Origin of the sequence: Rhodococcus ruber NBRC 15591, from assembly GCF_001894945.1 — a bacterium.
Taxonomy (GTDB): Bacteria; Actinomycetota; Actinomycetes; order Mycobacteriales; family Mycobacteriaceae; genus Rhodococcus; species Rhodococcus ruber.
Map to the genome: position 1 here is coordinate 41,656 of NZ_BCXE01000013.1, position 16,738 is coordinate 58,393.

The following is a 16,738-nucleotide window of genomic DNA, read 5'->3' on the forward strand; positions in this document are numbered from 1 at the left end:
AATCCACCCCCCTTTTCTTCCGAACGGAGCACCATGTCCCCCTCGACCCCCGCCGTCCTCGTCGATGCCGTCACCAAGAGCTTCGGGCCGGTCCCGGCCCTGTGCGGCGTGAGCTTCGCCGCCCAGCCCGGTGAGGTCCTCGGCGTCCTCGGCCCCAACGGCGCCGGCAAGACCACCACCGTGAACATCCTGTCCACCCTGCTGCGGCCGGATTCCGGACGTGCCGTCGTGGCCGGGCACGACGTCGTCACCGACCCGGCCGGGGTGCGCCGGGCGGTGATGCTCACCGGTCAGTACGCCGCCCTCGACGACATGCTCACCGGCTTCGAGAACCTCGTCCTGTTCGCCCGTCTGCTCGGGCTGCGGCGCCGCGCGGCCCGAGCCCGCGCGCGGGAACTGCTCGCCGAGTTCGACCTCGAGGATGCCGCCGACCGGCGGGTCGGCAAGTACTCCGGCGGCATGCGCCGCCGCATCGACATCGCGTGCGGGCTCGTCGTCCCGCCCCGGGTGGTGTTCCTCGACGAGCCGACCACCGGCCTCGATCCGCGCAGCCGCCAACGGGTCTGGGATCTGATCGCCGGCTTCAAGGCGCAGGGCGTCACCACGCTGCTCACCACGCAGTACCTCGAGGAGGCCGACCTGCTCGCCGACCGGATCGTCGTCATCGACCGGGGCACGGTCGTCGCCGAGGGCACCCCCGCCCAGCTGAAGCAGCGCGTCGGCGCCACCTTCTGCGAAGTCGTCCCGGTGCGGGCGGCCGACGTGCCCGCCGTGGCGCACGTGCTCCGCCGGTTCGCCCCGGCGGCGGTGGTCGAGGTCGCCGCCGACCGCGTCACGATCCCGGCCCCGCACGGCGCGGGCACCCTGGCGCAGGTCGCGACGGCCGTCGCCGCCCACGGCGTCGCCGTCTCCGACATCGCGCTGCGGCGGCCGTCGCTGGACGAGGTCTTCCTCGCCCTCACCGCCGCCCGGCCGCGATTCGAGGTGGTGGCATGACCACGACGACCGCCGCACCGTCGCCCCTCTACCAGTGGTGGGTGCTGTCCGCGCGCACCCTGATCCCCGCCGTCCGCGGCGGCGAACTCGTCACCGCGCTCGTCGCGCCGCTCGTGTTCACCGTCGGGTTCTACGTGCCGCTGCAACGGGTGATCGCCCTGTTCACCGGCGGGGCCGTCGACTACGGGCAGTTCCTGATGCCGCTGATCGCGCTGCAGGCCGTGGCCTTCACCGCGATCTCCGCCGCGTTCCTGGCCGCGACCGACGCGGTGCACGGCATCGACCGCCGGTTCGCGACGATGCCGATCGCGGCGGCCGTGCCGCTCGCCGCACGCCTGTCCGCGAGCACCGTCAAGTGCGCGCTGTCGCTGGCGGCGGCGATCGGTTGCGGGTACGTGATCGGCTTCCGATTCGCCGGGGCCACCGCGGCCGTCGGGTTCTGCGTACTCGCGCTCACCATCGGCACGGTCCTCACGCTGGGGGCCGATGTGCTCGGCACCGTGTTCCGCAGCCCGGAGGCCACCACGCAGGCACTGATGCTGCCGCAGCTCGTGCTCGGAATGCTCTCCTGCGGCTTCGTTCCGATCGACCAGTTCCCGGCCTGGATCCAGCCGTTCGTCCGCAACCAGCCCGTCTCCCAGTTCGCGTCGAGCCTGCGCGGGCTTGCCGACGGCACCGGCGCCACCCTGACGCCGACGCTGCTGTGGCTCGGCGGGATCCTCCTGGTCGTCGTCCCCCTGGCCACCCGCACGAACCGGAGGCAGCGATGAGCACCACCGTGACCACACCCGAGAATTCGGTTCCCGCTCTCGTGCGGCACACCGGCCTGCAGGCCGGGCGCCTGCTGACCCGCTGGCGCCGGGATCCGATGACGGTGCTGCAGAGCCTCGCCTACCCGGTGCTGCTGTTGCTCATGCTCGAGGCGGTGCTCGGCCGGCAGGTCTCGGCGTTCGCCGGGCAGGACGCGCTGTACGGGACGGTGCCGATGGTCGTCGTGATGAGCGCGCTGCTCGGCTCGCTGGCCGGCGCCGTCACGCTCGGCCGCGAGTGCGAGGCCGGGCTGCCCGCGCGGCTGTGGGTGCTGCCCGTCCACCGGGCTTCGGCGCTGGCGTCGAGATTCCTCGCCGAGGCGGTGCGCATCACCGTGACCACCGTCGTCGTCGTCGCCGCCGGGGTCGTGCTCGGTTTCCGCTTCCACCGCGGCCCGCTCGCCGCGATCGGTTTCCTGGCCGTACCGGTGCTGTTCGGGCTGGCGTTTGCCGCGCTGGTCACCGCGGCCGCATTCATGGCCGCGAAAACGGTGGTCATCGAAGCGATCTCGTTGCTGTGCACGCTGATGCTGTTCTTCAATCCGGGGTTCGTGCCGATCGGTGCGTACCCGGACGTGCTCGCGCCGGTGATCCGCAACCAGCCCATGACCAGTGCCGTCGAGACGATGCAGGCGCTGGCCCTGGGCGGCGCCGTCCAGGGCCCGCTGGTGCGCACCGTGGCCTGGTCGGTGGCCCTGGTCGCGGTGTGCGCCGTGCCGGTGATCCGCGGATACCGGCGGGCCCTGTGACCGGATCCGCCGCCGGTGATCCCGGCAGGGTGGCGAATCCGCCACCCGGGGTGGCTGGTTCGCGGCCCCCGGGTACGGGAGGATCGATCCAGTGAACACGCCGAATCCCGAAGGGAGGCAAAATGACCGCCGTTGCCGAACCAGGCACCACCGACTCCGAACTGCCCCGTCTGCGCGCCGACATCGACAGTCTCGACACCGAGATCCTCGCCGTGGTGCGGCGCCGTGTCGCGCTCGAGCGACGGATCGGGCAGCTCCGGGTCGGGACGGGGGCGCCCCGCGTCACCCACGCCCACGACATGAGCATGATCCGTCGCTACGCCGCCGAGCTCGGGGAGGACGGCACGGCCCTGGCCCTGGTCCTGCTGCGCCTGCGTTAGCGGTGCGGAGCGCGCCCGACGGTGCCGGGCGACACCCCTCGTTCCGGGTGTCGACACGGACCTCATCCGGTCGGTCGTCGGCGGGGCGGTCCCGGGTCCACACCCACTGTCCGCGGGGCCGCCCGCACCACCGGACCTTCGCCGCATCATCGAGCATCCGGACAACCCCTCCCGGCGTCGCCGGGAGGGGTTGTCCACCCCCGGGCGCAGTCCTAGTCGCGGGCCAGCACGGCTACGGGAAGGTCCGCGAACACCTCCCCCGGCGACACCGTTGCCGACAGCCGCCGCCCGGTGAGCCGGTCCACCCAGCGGCCCGGCGGCAGGTCGAGCGTCGTGTCGCCCCATCCGGTCTCCTCCAGGGTGACCGTGTGCCGCGAGGCGAGCGCCACCACGTCGACGTCGTCGGCCGCCGGGCCGCGCCCGAACCCGATGAGGTGAGCGGCGGCCGGACCCGACGCGGACAGCGGGACGTAGGCGCCACCGACGAAGCTCGCCGGCCGTTCGCGGCGCAGCCGCAGCGCCGACCGCACGACCGCGAGCTTCGCGGTACCGGCGTCGTCCACGGCCGGCGGCGGGTCCTGCTCGAGCAGCCGGCGCCTCGCGGCGAAGTCCACCGGCCGCCGGTTGTCCGGGTCCACGAGCGAGTCCTCCCACAACTCGGTGCCCTGGTACACGTCGGGGATGCCGGGTCCGAGCAGCTGCAGCAGCTTCTGCCCGAGCGAGTCCGCGGAGAAATGCGGGGCCAGCGACGCGACGAACTCGGTCAGCGACGCGCCGACAGGCCCGTCGCACACCGCGTCGAGCCAGGCCGCCACCGCGCCCTCGAACTCCTCGTCCACCTCCGTCCAGGTGGTGCGCACGCCGTTCTCCCGCAGGGCTTTCCGGGCGTACTCGTGCAGCCGGGACCGCAGCTCCTCCGTCACTCGACCGTCACGCGGCCAGGCCCCGAAGATGTTCTGCCACAAGAACAGTCCCGAGGCGGCGTCCGGGGGCGGTGTGACGGATTCCCATTCGGACAGGCACGCCGCCCACAGTTGCGGCACCTGCGAGAGCACCCCGATACGGGCGCGGACGTCCTCGCCGCGCTTGGTGTCGTGGGTGGACAGCGACGTCATCGCACGCGGCCACCACCGCGCCCGTTCCGACCAGGCGAGGTGGAATTCGGCGACGGGCAGCCCGAACCGGCCCGGGTGGCCGCCGACCTCCTGGAGGGAGACCAGCCGCGCCGCGCGGTAGAACAGGCAGTCCTCGACCGCCTTGGCGGTCGCGGCGCCGCACACCTGCCCGAACCGGGCCGCCGCCTCTGCGCCCCGGGCCAGGGCCCGCGACAGCACCTCGAGCGCGGGTTCGAGCGCGGGTTCGGCGCGGGCGCACTCACCCAGGATGCGGGGCAGCATCCCGGCCAGGGGCGCGTAGTCGGACCGGTACACGGGCAGCTCCGCCACCACCGCGATCACCGCGTCGCGCAGGTGCTCGTCCGGACAGGTCGCATCGGCGGCGTCCCGGCGGACCGCCCGCACCAGCCGGCGCACCTCCGGTGCCAGACCCGCCTGCAGCACCGTGCTCTTGAGCTGTCTCTCCTGCGCGTGCAGCCACTGCGCGTCGCCGGGCGCGCCGGTGCGGTCACGCGAGAGCGCGTCGAGGTCCTTCTCACCGCGCGGATCGAGGAACACCGCACCGACCTCGCCGAGCGCGTCGTAGCCGGTGGTGCCGTCGACCGGCAGGGTCGGGTCGAGCGGTTCGCCGTCGCCGAGGATCTTCTCGACGACCAGCCAGCGGTCCGGGCCGACGAGTTCGCGCAACCGCTGCAGGTAGCCGGTCGGGTCCGCCAGTCCGTCCGGATGGTCCACGCGGACGCCGTCGGTGAGGTCGTCGTCCATCCACGACGCCACCTGGGCGTGCACCGCGTCGAACACCGCCGGATCCTCCACCCGCACCGCGGCGAGATCGTCGACGGTGAAGAACCGGCGGTATCCGATCAGGCCGCTGTCCCACGGCACCAGCCGGTACGCCTGCCGCGCATGCACCTCCGCTCCGGTTCCCGCGTCGGTGCCCGGGGCGATCGGGAAGCGCCGCTCGTAGTAGGCCAGCGTCGGCTCGTCACCGGTACGGTCCACGGTCAGATCCTCGACGTCGGTCGCCGACCCCAGTACGGGCAGGGCGATCCGGCCGTCGCAGCCGTTGTCCGCGTCCCAGTCGACGTCGAAGTACGTCGCGTACGGCGAGGTGCGGCCGTGCCGCAGCACGTCCCACCACCACGGGTTCTCCCGCGGATCGCCGACGCCGACGTGGTTGGGGACGATGTCGATCAGCAGACCCATCCCGCGGGAGCGGACCTCGCGGGCCAGGGCCGCGAGACCCTCGCGGCCGCCGAGCGCCGCCGACACCGTCGTCGGATCCACCACGTCGTACCCGTGGGTCGAGCCGGCCGCGGCGCTGAGCACGGGGGACAGGTACACGTGGGAGACGCCGAGCGCGTCGAGGTAGTCCACGAGCGCGATCGCGTCCGCGAAGGTCGTCCCGTCGCCGGTGAGCTGCAGCCGATACGTCGACGACACCGGGCGCGGGCTCATGCGGTCCTCCGCATCACCAGCAGCGAACGGGCCTGCACCCGCACGGACTCCCCGGCGGTCACCACCTGCTCGCGCAGCCCGTCCGGCACGTCCGTGTCCAGCGCCACCGACCATTCCTCGGCGTGCGGACCGTCGGGGGTGACGAAATCGATCGGCTCGTCGTGCGCGTTGAAGCACAGCAGGAACGAATCGTCGACGACCCGTTCGCCGCGCTGGTTCGGCTCGTGGATGCCCTCGCCGTTGAGGAACACCGACAGCGACTTGCCGAACCCGCTGTCCCAGTCCTCCGGCGTCATCTCCTCGCCCGCCGGGGTGCGCCAGGCGATGTCACGGGACTGCTCGCCGCTGCGGATCGGGCGGCCCTCGAAGAACCGCCGTCGCCGGAACACCGGGTGCGACCGGCGCAGCGCGATCACGTTGCGGGTGAACTCGAGCAGGTCCGCGTTCGTCTCCGCCAGCGACCAGTCCATCCAGGACAACTCGTTGTCCTGGCAGTAGACGTTGTTGTTGCCCTGCTGCGTGCGCCCGAACTCGTCGCCGTGCGCGAGCATGGGGGTGCCCTGGGACAGCATCAGCGTGGCCAGGATGTTGCGGCTCTGCCGCTGCCGCAGCGCGAGCACGTCCGCGTCGTCGGTCGGGCCCTCCACGCCGCAGTTCCACGAGCGGTTGTGTGACTCGCCGTCCATGTTGTTCTCGCCGTTGGCGTCGTTGTGCTTCTCGTTGTAGGAGACCAGGTCGGCGAGGGTGAAGCCGTCGTGGGCGGTGACGAAGTTGATCGACGCGCTCGGCCGGCGGCCGGTGGCCTCGTACAGGTCCGACGAGCCGGTGAGCCGGGAGGCGAACTCGCCGAGCGTGGCCGGTTCCCCGCGCCAGTAGTCCCGGACCGTGTCGCGGTACTTGCCGTTCCACTCGGTCCACAGGCCGGGGAAGTTGCCCACCTGGTAGCCGCCCTCACCGACGTCCCACGGCTCGGCGATCAGCTTGACCTGCGAGACGATCGGATCCTGCTGCACGAGGTCGAAGAACGCGGACAGCCGGTCCACGTCGTGCAGCTCGCGGGCCAGGGTGGAGGCCAGGTCGAAGCGGAATCCGTCGACGTGCATCTCGGTCACCCAGTAGCGCAGCGAATCCATGATCAGCTGCAGGGTGTGCGGATGGCGGGCGTTGAGGCTGTTGCCGGTGCCGGTGTAGTCCATGTAGTAGGACTTGTCGTCGTCGACCAGCCGGTAGTAGGCGGCGTTGTCGATGCCGCGGAAACAGATCGTCGGCCCCATGTGGTTGCCCTCCGCGGTGTGGTTGTACACCACGTCGAGGATCACCTCGATGCCCGCCTCGTGGTAGGCGCGCACCATCGCCTTGAACTCGGCGACGACGCCGCTCGGGTTGCTGGCCGACGAGTAGTCCAGGTGCGGAGCCAGGAAGCCGAAGGTGTTGTAGCCCCAGTAGTTCCGCAGGCCCCGGTCCAGCAGCACCTGATCCTGCATGAACTGGTGCACGGGCATCAGTTCGATCGCGGTGACCCCGAGACTCTGCAGGTGCTCGATGATCACCGGGTGGGCCAGCCCCGCGTAGGTGCCGCGCAACTGCTCCGGCACGCCCGGATGGGTCGCGGTCATGCCCTTCACGTGGGCCTCGTAGATGACGGTCTCGTAGTAGGGCCGGCGCGGATGCCGATCGGAGACCCAGTCGAAGAACGGGTTGATCACCACGGTCGTCATCGTGTGTCCGAGCGAATCCAATTGGGGGAAATCGGGATTCGACGGTTCTTTGGGCTCGGTGGCGGACTCGGCCGGCGTGTCGTTCTCGTCGCCCGACTCCGCGGTGGCCGCACCTGGAGCGTCCGCACCGGAGGCGTCCTCCGCGGCCGCGTCCGACTGCTCCGGTTCCGACGGGGCCTCCTCGGCCTCGGACCCCGTCATGGCGTACGAGAACAGCGACGCATCGCCGTCGAACGCGCCGTCGAAGGCCTTGCCGTACGGGTCGAGCAGCAACTTGCTCGGATCGCAGCGCAGACCCTGCCCCGGATCGTAGGGGCCGTGGACGCGGTAGCCGTAGCGTTGGCCGGGGGTCACCGTGGGGAGGTAGACGTGCCAGACGTTGCCGTCGACCTCCTCGATCGGCACGCGGGTCTCGGTGCCGTCCTTGGCGATCAGGCACAGTTCGACCTTCTCGGCGACCTCGGAGAAGAGGGCGAAGTTCGTCCCCGCCCCGTCGTAGGTCGCGCCGAGCGGATAGGCGTTCCCCGGCCACACCGGGATCTCGGCCGGGAGGGCCTCGGTGGACGTGCTCGGCTCGGTGGGTTCCATGACGGCAACCCTAGCGGGATCCTCGGTCGTGTACGGACCGAGTGAGCCGGTCCGGCGCAGGTGCCGACCGGCCGCGCGGCGCGGACGCCTACAGTCGGACCCCGTGACCGTTCGCCGCCTGAATCCCGACGAGGTCGCCACGCTCGACGCGGCGCACCTGTGGCATCCCTACGGGGCCGTTCCCGCATCGACCGTGCCGCTCGTGGTCGACGAGGCCCACGGCACCCGGCTGCGGCTGGCCGACGGCCGGGAACTCGTCGACGGCATGAGCTCGTGGTGGGCCGCCGTGCACGGATACCGCCACCCCGCCCTCGACGCGGCGGTCACGCGCCAACTGGGGCGGATGAGCCACGTGATGTTCGGCGGGCTCACCCACGAGCCGGCCGCGCGGCTCGCGGAGCTGCTCGTGCGGATCACCCCCGACGGCCTGGACAAGGTCTTCCTCGCCGATTCCGGGTCGGTGTCGGTGGAGGTCGCGGTCAAGCTCGCCCTGCAGTACCAGCGCGCGGTGGGCCGGCCGGGACGGCACCGGCTCATGACCTGGCGGGGCGGCTACCACGGTGACACGTTCGCGCCGATGAGCGTGTGCGACCCCGACGGCGGCATGCACTCGATGTGGACCGGCGTACTGCAGCGGCAGGTGTTCGCGCCGGCGCCGCCGCGCGAGTTCGACCCGGCGTACGTCGCCGAGTTCGAGGCCACGCTCGAGGCCCACACGGACGAGCTGGCCGCCGTGATCGTCGAGCCGGTGGTCCAGGGCGCGGGTGGCATGCGCTTCCACGACCCCCGCTACCTGACCGAGCTGCGCCGGATGTGCGACACCCATGGCCTGCTGTTGATCTTCGACGAGATCGCCACCGGGTTCGGTCGCACCGGGGAGCTGTTCGCCGCCGATCACGCGGCCGTCGCGCCGGACGTCATGTGCGTGGGCAAGGCGCTGACCGGCGGATATCTGACGCTGGCGGCGGTGCTGTGCACGTCGGCCGTCGCCGAGGCGGTCAGCGCGGGCGAGGGCGGCGGCATCATGCACGGCCCGACGTTCATGGGCAATCCGCTCGCGTGCGCGGTGGCCGTCGCTGCCGTGGAGCTGCTGCTCTCGCGCGACTGGCGCGGCGAGGTCGCCGCGCTCGGCGCCGGCCTCGAAGCGGGTCTGGCGCCGGCGCGGGAGCTGCCGGGCGTGGTGGACGCGCGGGTGCTCGGCGGCATCGGCGTGCTCGAACTGGACCGGCCCGTGGACATGCGCGCCGCGACGGCGGCCGCCGTCGCGTCCGGCGTGTGGCTGCGTCCGTTCCGCAACCTGATCTACGCGATGCCGCCGTACATCTGCACGGCCGACGACGTGCGGATGATCGCCGCGGGGATGTGCGCCGCCGCCCGGACCTGACCCCGCCGTGGGGTGCCGGACGAGCCGGGCACGCCGCCCGCATTCCGACTTGAACGGTGTTCAGGTATGGTCTGCGGGCATGACCGCCTTCGCCAGCCTGGATTGGCTCGACGACGTCGCCGACGCCCGGCGCGCGGCGGGCCTGCGCCGCACCCTGCATCCGCGCACCCCGGCGCCGGGCATCGTCGACCTCGCCTCCAACGACTACCTCGGTCTCGTCCGGCACCCCGAGGTCCTCGCCGCCGCGACCGCCGCGCTGCGCCGCTGGGGCGGTGGCGCCACCGGGTCCCGCCTCGTCACCGGCACCACGAGCGAGCACGAACTGCTCGAGCGTGAACTCGCGGAGTTCACCGGCGCCGAGTCCGGTCTCGTGTTCGCCAGCGGGTACGCCGCCAACCTCGGCGCCGTCACCGCCCTCGCCGACCGCGACACCCTGATCGTCTCCGACGCGGGCTGCCACGCGTCCCTGGTCGACGCGTGCCGGCTCTCCCGCGCACGGGTGCAGATCGCCCCGCACGCCGACGTCGACTTCGTGCGGACGGCGCTCGCGACCCGCACCGAGCGGCGTGCCCTCGTGCTCACCGACTCCGTCTTCAGCGCCGACGGGGACCTCGCGCCGCTGCAGCAACTGCATGCGGCGTGCCGGGCACACGACGCGCTGCTGCTCGTCGACGAGGCCCACGGGGTGGGGGTCCGGGGCGGGGGCGGTCGCGGACTCGTCCACGAGGCGGGTCTCGCCGGTGAGCCGGACGTCGTGGTCACTGCCACGCTCTCGAAGTCCCTCGCGTCGCAGGGCGGCGTGGTGCTCGCCGACGCCCGCGTCCGGGCCCACCTGATCGATGCCGCCCGCACCTTCATCTTCGACACCGGTCTCGCGCCCGCCGCCGTCGGCGCCGCCCGTGGTGCGCTGCGCGTGTTGCGTGACGAGCCGCACCGGGCCCGAGCCGTGCTCGAGCGGGCCGCCGACCTGGCCCGGATCGCCGGGGTCGCCGCCCCCACGTCGGCGGTGGTGTCGGTGGTGCTCGGGGACCCGCAGGTCGCGTTCGACGCCGCGCAGGCGTGCCGCAGCCGGGGGGTCCACGTCGGATGCTTCCGGCCGCCGTCCGTTCCCGAGGGCACGTCCCGGCTGCGGCTGACGGCCCGCGCGAACCTGGACGCCGACGAACTCGCCCACATCGACGACGTCCTCACCGATGTGCTGTCCGGGGCACGGTCATGACGGTCCTGTGTGTGACCGGCACGTCCACCGACGTGGGCAAGACCGTCGTCACGGCGGCCTACGCCGCCGTGGCGGTGGCGGCGGGGCTGCGGGTCGCCGTGTGCAAACCGGCACAGACCGGGGTGGCCGACGAGGCTCCCGGCGACCTCGCCGAGATCGCCCGGCTCACCGGGGGACGCGTGCACACCGTGGAACTGGCCCGCTACCCGGAGCCCCTGGCGCCGGACACCGCGGCGCGCCGCAGCGGCCGGCCCCTGCTGCACCTGCCCGTCGTCGTCGCCGCCGTACGCGAGCTCGCCGGCGCGCACGACCTGGTGCTCGTCGAGGGCGCCGGTGGGCTGCTCGTCCGGCTGGGCAGGGACGGATTCACCCTCGTCGACGTCGCCGCCGCGGTGAGCGCCCCGGCCGTGGTGGTGGCAGCCCCCGCCCTGGGGACCCTGAACCACAGCGCACTGACCGTCGCCGCGTTGCGGGCCGGCGGGGTCGAGTGCGCGGGCGTGGTGATCGGTGCGTGGCCGGAGCACCCGGGTCTGGCCGAGCGGTGCAATCTGCAGGATCTGCCCGGGGTCACCGGTGTGCCCCTCCTCGGGCGCCTCCCGGCGGGCAGCGGCGCCCTCGACGCGGTGTCCTTCGCCGACCAGGCCGCCCGCTGGCTGCCTGCCGACCGGCTCGGCCTGCCGGTTCGGCCCTGACACCTGTCCCCGCGGCGCCCGGCCGGGCGCACCGCCACGCTTCCCGCAGGTGAACGAATGTGCGAGGACGACGAGTTCGGGTAGGGTATCCGGTGCGGTTGAGACACCAGCCGTAGTGCCAGTGAGGACGCGTCCCGACGACGCGTCCCTACGTCAGTGCTACGCAGTGTTCGCCGCGTCCGGCGTCGACCGCTGCGTATCCCCGACCGAGGCAGACCGGAAGTCGGTGTAGGAGACAGCGCAAGCGATGAGGGTGCTCGATCACCAGCAGTGCGAGACGGCCCGCAGGCGGGCGGTCTCGCACTCCCACATTCTCGACGGCCCGTTCGGCCGGATCGCCGCGTCCTGGTTCGGGGCGCCGGTGCCGATCGTCGACGCCGACCGCATCCGGCTCGAGGCCGCCCACGGGCTGGGCGGGGCGCGGCAGATCCGCCGCGCTCCCGGCTCGTGCGCCGCACCGATCCTCTCCGACCGCCCGGTGGCCGACGCCCGCCTCGTCGCCGAACTTTCGGAATCGATTCTTGCACGGGCGCAGGACGACATCGCCCTGCTCACCGCAGGTATACCCCGTTGACTCCGACCCCCGGGATCGGACCCGCTATCGCACAGGAGGACAGTGTCTTGCATGATGGACAGATGAACGAAGCGACTTCCGAACAGCCGATCATGGCCGTTTCCCAGGCGTGGAGCGGCGACATCGCGGTGCTGTCGGTGGCCGGTGACGTGGATCTGGTCAGCGCCCCGCAGCTCGAGGAGGAAGCTGTCGCCACCCTCGGCAACGACAAGTGCCGGGGCCTGATCGTGGACCTCGGTGCAGTCAACTTCCTCGCGTCGGTCGGCATCGCCGTGCTGGTCGACCTGTCGAAGAAGACCGCCGGCACGACCCCCTACGCCGTCGTCGCGCAGGGTTCGGCCACCGCCCGGCCGCTGTCGCTGCTCGGCCTGGACGAGGTGTTCCCGATCCACAGCCGCCTGGACGAGGCGCTGGCCGCTCTGCAGGCCGACAAGGCCGGCACGGAGGCATGAACCGCCGCGGAGGCACGAGTCGGTCGGGTCGCGCCGGCTCGACCGGACCGGTGTGTCCGGGGTGGAAATCCGGCGGGGACCCGTCGACGACGAGGGAACGAGGATGCAGGCGCGAGGCGTAGCACCGGCCTTTCTGACGACGGGACTGTACTTCCGCGGCGTACGGGCCGAGGCCTCGCAGGTGACGATGCTGCGGCAGGCGCTCGACCGCTGGCTCAGCGGCTTGCGGCTCGCCGAGGTCGGCGGCCAGGACGTGCTGCTGGCCAGCTACGAGGCGCTCGCGAACGCCGTCGAGCACGCGTACACCGCGGATGACGGTGACGGCACGGTCGACCTCGAAGCGAAGTACTCGCCGCAGGACCGGTGTGTGGAGGTCGTCGTCACCGACCACGGGCACTGGCGGGGTTCGGCCACGCCGGCGGCCGATAGCTCCCGGGGGCACGGCCTGGCGCTGATCCGGAATCTGGCCTCGGATACCGACCTGGCCGTCAACCCCGACGGCACACAGGTGGCGATGCGCTGGCAGTTGCCGGGGGAGACCTCGGCGGCCACCGGCTGACGCGAGTCGCCCGGGCGGCACGCTGCCCACGAACGGATTCCGGCCCCGGCGCTTCGCGCGCCGGGGCCGGAATGCACTCCGGGAGAAGTCAGGCAGGCTGCGGGTGTCGGCGAAGGGCGGCGTCGCCGCCCGAGGCGAACACCGAGGTGCATACGGTCCCGAGGGGGACCGGGACGTCCCGGGCCGGCGAGGTCCCCGCACCGACCGGCAGGTCGTGCTCGGCGAGTGCCTCGAGGATCCGTGCGGGGGCGTCGTGCACGCAGACGCACGGAACGCCTGCGGCGCGCACGGACTGCATCGTCATCGCCTCGGCCGCGGAGCACGCGCCGTCGAGCACCTCCTCGGCGACGATCGCGCACACCACCCGGCCTCCGGCGAAGGTATCGGTGAGTCCGAATCCGTGCTCACGTGCCCACGTCCGCAACTCGGCCCCACGGGCGCCGTCGAGCACCCGGGAGCAGTCGCCGACGATCAGCAGTTCGCCGGCCGATCCCCCCTCGATCGATCCTGAAGTCATCTGATCCCCTGCTTTCCGCATCGACGTCCTCGACCTCATGCGCGCCCGGTGCCCGCCGACTGCTCGTCGGTGCGTGGTTCGGCGAACATCGCCTCGATACGGCGCTTGATCTCCTCGGTGCTCATGGCCGAGCCGGCAGTGGCCGAGGCGCGGCGGGAGGCGGCGGAGGCGAACAAGGTGGTCTGCATGACGTTTCTCTGTCCTAACTCTCTTCAGCGCGTGCTGCTTTCACAGTGGCATCCAAGTCTTCCCGGAGCACAGGTTTTCGAAACCTGTAGCAGAGATTTCACATTTCCTGGTCCGTTCTGTCCGGATCCGGCTCGGCATCCCGTTCGGTCACGGCCCGTGCGCGTCGATACCCGGATTCGCCTGCGAGGCCGCGCGAATGTCGTACTGTGATAGCTGTCACACAGAGTCGGCAGGTGTCGACGTGCCGACCGACCTCTCGGAGGTACGAATGTCCACCACCGAAATGCAGGAACTGCACCGCACCATCGGTCACCTGCGGCACTGCCTGACCTCGCTCCGGTCGCGGTACGGCGACGCCGCCGCCGTACGTCGTCTGGTCAACGACGTGGACCGGCTCGACATCGACGCGCAGGACCTGGCGGCCTCCCCGCCGCGGGAGGCGTCCCGGCCGGTCGGCGAGCGGATCCCGATCCCCGACACCCCGTACGACGAGATCTTCCGCGGCGTCGACTGCGACGACGAGGGGCTCGGCGGCCTGCACGGCTCGCGGTGAGCGCGCCCGCGGCAGGCACCGGCGTGCGCTCCGCGACGCGGGCCCGGATCGCGGCGCGCACGCTACGCACCGACCGGTGGTGGCAGCCGCCCCTGCTCACCACACTCGGGCTGGCCGTCTTCGTCGTCTACGCGACGATCCGGTCGTTCGTGCGCACTGCGTACTGGGTGGAGGAGTACCACTACCTCACGCCGTTCTACTCCCCGTGCGTCAGCGCGTCGTGCGTGCCCGGTGCCCGGCACTTCGGCACGTGGGTGGGTGAACTGCCCATGTGGATCCCCCTGGCGTTCCTGTCGCTGCCGTTCCTGCTCGGGTTCCGGCTGACGTGCTACTACTACCGCAAGGCCTACTACCGCTCGATCTGGCTGGCGCCGCCGGCCTGCGCCGTCGCCGAGCCGCACGCCCGGTACACGGGGGAGACGCGGTTGCCGCTGCTGATCCAGAACTCGCACCGCTACTTCTTCTACGTCGCGCTCGTCATCTCGGCGATCAACACCTACGACGCGATCCTCGCGTTCCACGGTGCCGGGGGCGGGTTCGGGTTCGGGCTCGGCAACATCGTCCTGGTGGTGAACGTCGTGCTGCTGTGGGCATACACCGTCTCGTGCCACTCGTGCCGGCACGTCACCGGCGGCCGGCTCAAACACTTCTCGAAACACCCGCTGCGCTACCGGGTCTGGACGTTCGTTTCCAGGCTCAACACCCGGCACATGCAGCTGGCGTGGACCACGCTGGGCACCCTGATGATCACGGATTTCTACATCATGCTCGTGGCGAGCGGCACGGTTTCGGACCTGCGGTTCGTCGGCTGAGCCACGACGCCGGCCCGGGCGCCTGCCGCGGGCGGTTCGGCAGCAGAGGAGGACTGGATGGCGGACGTCGAACGGCACAGCTACGACGTGGTGGTCATCGGCGCGGGCGGGGCGGGGCTGCGTGCCGTCATCGAGGCGCGTCAGCGCGGACTGCGGGTCGCAGTCGTGTGCAAGTCGCTGTTCGGCAAGGCACACACCGTCATGGCGGAAGGCGGGTGCGCCGCCGCGATGGGCAACGCCAACCCGCACGACTCGTGGCAGGTGCACTTCCAGGACACCATGCGCGGAGGGAAGTTCCTCAACAACTGGCGCATGGCCGAGTTGCATGCGCGCGAGGCCCCCGACCGGGTGTGGGAACTCGAGACCTACGGTGCGTTGTTCGACCGCACCCCCGACGGCCGGATCAGCCAGCGCAACTTCGGCGGTCACACCTACCCCCGGCTCGCGCACGTCGGCGACCGTACCGGGCTCGAACTGATCCGCACGATGCAGCAGAAGATCGTGTCGCTCCAGCAGGAGGACTACGCCGCCACCGGCGACTACGACGCGCGGGTGCGGGTGTTCGCCGAGTGCACCGTCACCGAACTGCTGAAGGACGGCGAGGGCCGCATCGCCGGTGCGTTCGGGTACTGGCGCGAGTCCGGCCGGTTCGTGCTGTTCGAGGCCCCCGCCGTCGTCCTCGCCACCGGCGGGATCGGCAAGTCCTGGAAGGTCACGTCGAATTCGTGGGAGTACACCGGTGACGGTCATGCGCTCGCGCTGCGGGCCGGGGCCGCCCTGATCAACATGGAGTTCGTCCAGTTCCACCCCACCGGGATGGTGTGGCCGCCCAGCGTCAAGGGCATCCTCGTCACCGAGGGGGTACGCGGTGACGGTGGGGTGCTGAAGAACTCCGAGAACGAACGGTTCATGTTCTCCTACATTCCGCCGGTGTTCAAAGGTCAGTACGCCGAGACGGAGGAGGAGGCCGACCGCTGGTACACCGACCAGGAGAACAATCGCCGCACCCCGGACCTGCTGCCGCGCGACGAGGTGGCCCGCGCCATCAATTCCGAGGTCAAGGCCGGTCGTGGCACCCCGCACGGCGGGGTGTTCCTCGACATCGCCTCACGCATGCCCGCCGAGGAGATCGTCCGGCGGCTGCCGTCGATGCACCACCAGTTCAAGGAACTCGCCGACGTCGACATCACCGCCGAGGCGATGGAGGTCGGCCCCACCTGCCACTACGTGATGGGCGGGATCGAGGTCGATCCCGAGACCGGGGCCGCGTCCGTGCCCGGCCTGTTCGCCGCCGGCGAGTGCTCGGGCGGGATGCACGGATCGAACCGGCTCGGCGGCAACTCCCTGTCGGACCTGCTGGTGTTCGGCCGGCGCGCCGGTCTCGGCGCCGCCGACTACGTGCAGGGCCTCGGGCACCGTCCACGCCTCGCGGACGCGGACGTCGTCGCGGCGGCGCGTACGGCGCTGGCGCCCTTCGATCCCGCCGAGCCCGCGACGGCGGAGAACCCGTACACCCTGCACACCGGGTTGCAGCAGTGCATGCAGGACCTGGTGGGCATCATCCGGCGCGCGGACGAGATCGCCCGCGCCCTCGACGATCTCGCTGCGTTGCGGGCACGGATCCGCAACGTCGCCGTGGAGGGGCACCGGCAGTTCAATCCCGGCTGGCACCTCGCCCTGGATCTGCGCAACATGCTGCTCGTGAGCGAGTGCGTGGCCCGGGCGGCGTTGCTGCGCACCGAGAGCCGGGGCGGGCATACCCGCGACGACCACCCGTCGATGGATCCGAACTGGCGCCGGACGCTGCTGGTGTGTCGCACGGACGACGGCGACGGCTCGATCCCGGATGTCACCGTCGCGCCCGAACGTCAGGTGCCCATGCGTCCGGACCTGTTGGCGCTGTTCGATGTCGAGGAACTCGCCAAGTACTACACCGACGACGAACTCGCGGAACATCCGGGACGGAGGCCGTAG

The 16,738-nt window shown here is 71.7% G+C and carries 17 protein-coding genes; 13 read left to right on the top strand and 4 right to left on the bottom strand.

What is annotated here, in order from left to right:
• Positions 1–33: 33 nt before the first annotated feature.
• The 4 genes from RR3_RS08900 (at position 34) to RR3_RS08915 (ending at position 2,934) form a co-directional block, all read left to right on the top strand.
• The gene (locus tag RR3_RS08900; RefSeq protein ID WP_048771011.1) at positions 34–996 is read left to right on the top strand and encodes a daunorubicin/doxorubicin resistance ABC transporter ATP-binding protein DrrA; all 963 of its coding nucleotides are present in this window, start codon (positions 34–36) and stop codon (positions 994–996) included.
• On the top strand, positions 993–1,766 hold the full coding sequence (locus RR3_RS08905) for an ABC-2 transporter permease (RefSeq protein WP_064066002.1): 774 nt from the start codon (positions 993–995) through the stop codon (positions 1,764–1,766). The genes RR3_RS08900 and RR3_RS08905 overlap by 4 nt, the downstream gene beginning before the upstream one ends.
• On the top strand, positions 1,763–2,554 hold the full coding sequence (locus RR3_RS08910; RefSeq protein WP_064066003.1) for an ABC transporter permease: 792 nt from the start codon (positions 1,763–1,765) through the stop codon (positions 2,552–2,554). Before RR3_RS08905 ends, RR3_RS08910 begins: the two co-directional genes overlap by 4 nt.
• A gap of 122 nt (positions 2,555–2,676) precedes the next feature.
• Positions 2,677–2,934 (top strand): chorismate mutase, encoded by a 258-nt coding sequence (locus tag RR3_RS08915; protein ID WP_010595229.1) that lies wholly within the window; start codon positions 2,677–2,679, stop codon positions 2,932–2,934.
• 212 nt (positions 2,935–3,146) lie between these two features.
• Here RR3_RS08915 and treY read toward each other — a convergent pair whose 3' ends face one another.
• A complete protein-coding gene (treY, locus tag RR3_RS08920; RefSeq protein WP_064066004.1) occupies positions 3,147–5,507 on the bottom strand; it encodes a malto-oligosyltrehalose synthase in 2,361 nt (786 codons plus the stop codon).
• On the bottom strand, positions 5,504–7,813 hold the full coding sequence (glgX, locus tag RR3_RS08925) for a glycogen debranching protein GlgX (protein WP_010595232.1): 2,310 nt from the start codon (positions 7,811–7,813) through the stop codon (positions 5,504–5,506). Before glgX ends, treY begins: the two co-directional genes overlap by 4 nt.
• 103 nt (positions 7,814–7,916) lie before the next feature.
• On the opposite strand from glgX, the gene RR3_RS08930 reads away from it, so the two are divergent.
• The 6 genes from RR3_RS08930 to RR3_RS08955 all read left to right on the top strand — a co-directional run bounded on the left by RR3_RS08930 (position 7,917) and on the right by RR3_RS08955 (position 12,693).
• Positions 7,917–9,197, top strand: a complete 1,281-nt coding sequence (locus RR3_RS08930; protein ID WP_017681408.1) for an adenosylmethionine--8-amino-7-oxononanoate transaminase — start codon at positions 7,917–7,919, stop codon at positions 9,195–9,197.
• Between the two features lie 79 nt (positions 9,198–9,276).
• A complete protein-coding gene (locus tag RR3_RS08935; protein ID WP_017681409.1) occupies positions 9,277–10,416 on the top strand; it encodes an 8-amino-7-oxononanoate synthase in 1,140 nt (379 codons plus the stop codon).
• Positions 10,413–11,108, top strand: coding sequence for a dethiobiotin synthase (gene bioD / locus RR3_RS08940; protein ID WP_064066005.1), 696 nt, complete (start codon positions 10,413–10,415; stop codon positions 11,106–11,108). The genes RR3_RS08935 and bioD overlap by 4 nt, the downstream gene beginning before the upstream one ends.
• A 247-nt stretch (positions 11,109–11,355) precedes the next feature.
• Positions 11,356–11,682, top strand: a complete 327-nt coding sequence (locus RR3_RS08945; RefSeq protein ID WP_010595237.1) for a hypothetical protein — start codon at positions 11,356–11,358, stop codon at positions 11,680–11,682.
• A 62-nt stretch (positions 11,683–11,744) separates the two neighbouring features.
• Entirely contained in the window at positions 11,745–12,134 is a 390-nt protein-coding gene (locus RR3_RS08950; RefSeq protein ID WP_003935836.1) for an STAS domain-containing protein, read from the top strand.
• A gap of 103 nt (positions 12,135–12,237) precedes the next feature.
• Positions 12,238–12,693 (top strand): ATP-binding protein, encoded by a 456-nt coding sequence (locus RR3_RS08955; RefSeq protein WP_051059605.1) that lies wholly within the window; start codon positions 12,238–12,240, stop codon positions 12,691–12,693.
• A gap of 88 nt (positions 12,694–12,781) precedes the next feature.
• On the opposite strand, the gene RR3_RS08960 is transcribed toward RR3_RS08955, so the two are convergent.
• Entirely contained in the window at positions 12,782–13,210 is a 429-nt protein-coding gene (locus RR3_RS08960; RefSeq protein WP_010595239.1) for a hypothetical protein, read from the bottom strand.
• A 35-nt stretch (positions 13,211–13,245) separates the two neighbouring features.
• Positions 13,246–13,398 carry a hypothetical protein gene (locus RR3_RS24875; protein ID WP_017681412.1) on the bottom strand — a complete coding sequence of 51 codons (153 nt, stop codon included), beginning with the start codon at positions 13,396–13,398 and terminating at the stop codon, positions 13,246–13,248.
• 269 nt (positions 13,399–13,667) lie between these two features.
• On the opposite strand from RR3_RS24875, the gene RR3_RS08965 reads away from it, so the two are divergent.
• From RR3_RS08965 to RR3_RS08975, 3 genes are read left to right on the top strand one after another with little or no spacing between them, the layout of a single operon-like run.
• Positions 13,668–13,952: an Rv0250c family protein gene (locus tag RR3_RS08965; protein ID WP_003935832.1), complete on the top strand. Its 285-nt coding sequence runs from the start codon at positions 13,668–13,670 to the stop codon at positions 13,950–13,952.
• Positions 13,949–14,764: a succinate dehydrogenase subunit SdhC gene (gene sdhC, locus RR3_RS08970; RefSeq protein WP_010595241.1), complete on the top strand. Its 816-nt coding sequence runs from the start codon at positions 13,949–13,951 to the stop codon at positions 14,762–14,764. Before RR3_RS08965 ends, sdhC begins: the two co-directional genes overlap by 4 nt.
• Positions 14,765–14,821: 57 nt before the next feature.
• Entirely contained in the window at positions 14,822–16,738 is a 1,917-nt protein-coding gene (locus tag RR3_RS08975) for a fumarate reductase/succinate dehydrogenase flavoprotein subunit (RefSeq protein ID WP_017681413.1), read from the top strand.

Bases quoted from the DNA above. Each gene is read 5' to 3' on its own strand.
- RR3_RS08900 (WP_048771011.1), top strand. From the start codon at position 34: ATGTCCCCCTCGACCCCCGCCGTCCTCGTCGATGCCGTCACCAAGAGC.
- RR3_RS08905 (WP_064066002.1), top strand. From the start codon at position 993: ATGACCACGACGACCGCCGCACCGTCGCCCCTCTACCAGTGGTGGGTG.
- RR3_RS08910 (WP_064066003.1), top strand. From the start codon at position 1,763: ATGAGCACCACCGTGACCACACCCGAGAATTCGGTTCCCGCTCTCGTG.
- RR3_RS08915 (WP_010595229.1), top strand. From the start codon at position 2,677: ATGACCGCCGTTGCCGAACCAGGCACCACCGACTCCGAACTGCCCCGT.
- treY (WP_064066004.1), bottom strand. From the start codon at position 5,507: ATGAGCCCGCGCCCGGTGTCGTCGACGTATCGGCTGCAGCTCACCGGC.
- glgX (WP_010595232.1), bottom strand. From the start codon at position 7,813: ATGGAACCCACCGAGCCGAGCACGTCCACCGAGGCCCTCCCGGCCGAG.
- RR3_RS08935 (WP_017681409.1), top strand. From the start codon at position 9,277: ATGACCGCCTTCGCCAGCCTGGATTGGCTCGACGACGTCGCCGACGCC.
- bioD (WP_064066005.1), top strand. From the start codon at position 10,413: ATGACGGTCCTGTGTGTGACCGGCACGTCCACCGACGTGGGCAAGACC.
- RR3_RS08945 (WP_010595237.1), top strand. From the start codon at position 11,356: ATGAGGGTGCTCGATCACCAGCAGTGCGAGACGGCCCGCAGGCGGGCG.
- RR3_RS08950 (WP_003935836.1), top strand. From the start codon at position 11,745: ATGAACGAAGCGACTTCCGAACAGCCGATCATGGCCGTTTCCCAGGCG.
- RR3_RS08955 (WP_051059605.1), top strand. From the start codon at position 12,238: ATGCAGGCGCGAGGCGTAGCACCGGCCTTTCTGACGACGGGACTGTAC.
- RR3_RS08960 (WP_010595239.1), bottom strand. From the start codon at position 13,210: ATGACTTCAGGATCGATCGAGGGGGGATCGGCCGGCGAACTGCTGATC.
- RR3_RS24875 (WP_017681412.1), bottom strand. From the start codon at position 13,398: ATGCAGACCACCTTGTTCGCCTCCGCCGCCTCCCGCCGCGCCTCGGCC.
- RR3_RS08965 (WP_003935832.1), top strand. From the start codon at position 13,668: ATGTCCACCACCGAAATGCAGGAACTGCACCGCACCATCGGTCACCTG.
- RR3_RS08975 (WP_017681413.1), top strand. From the start codon at position 14,822: ATGGCGGACGTCGAACGGCACAGCTACGACGTGGTGGTCATCGGCGCG.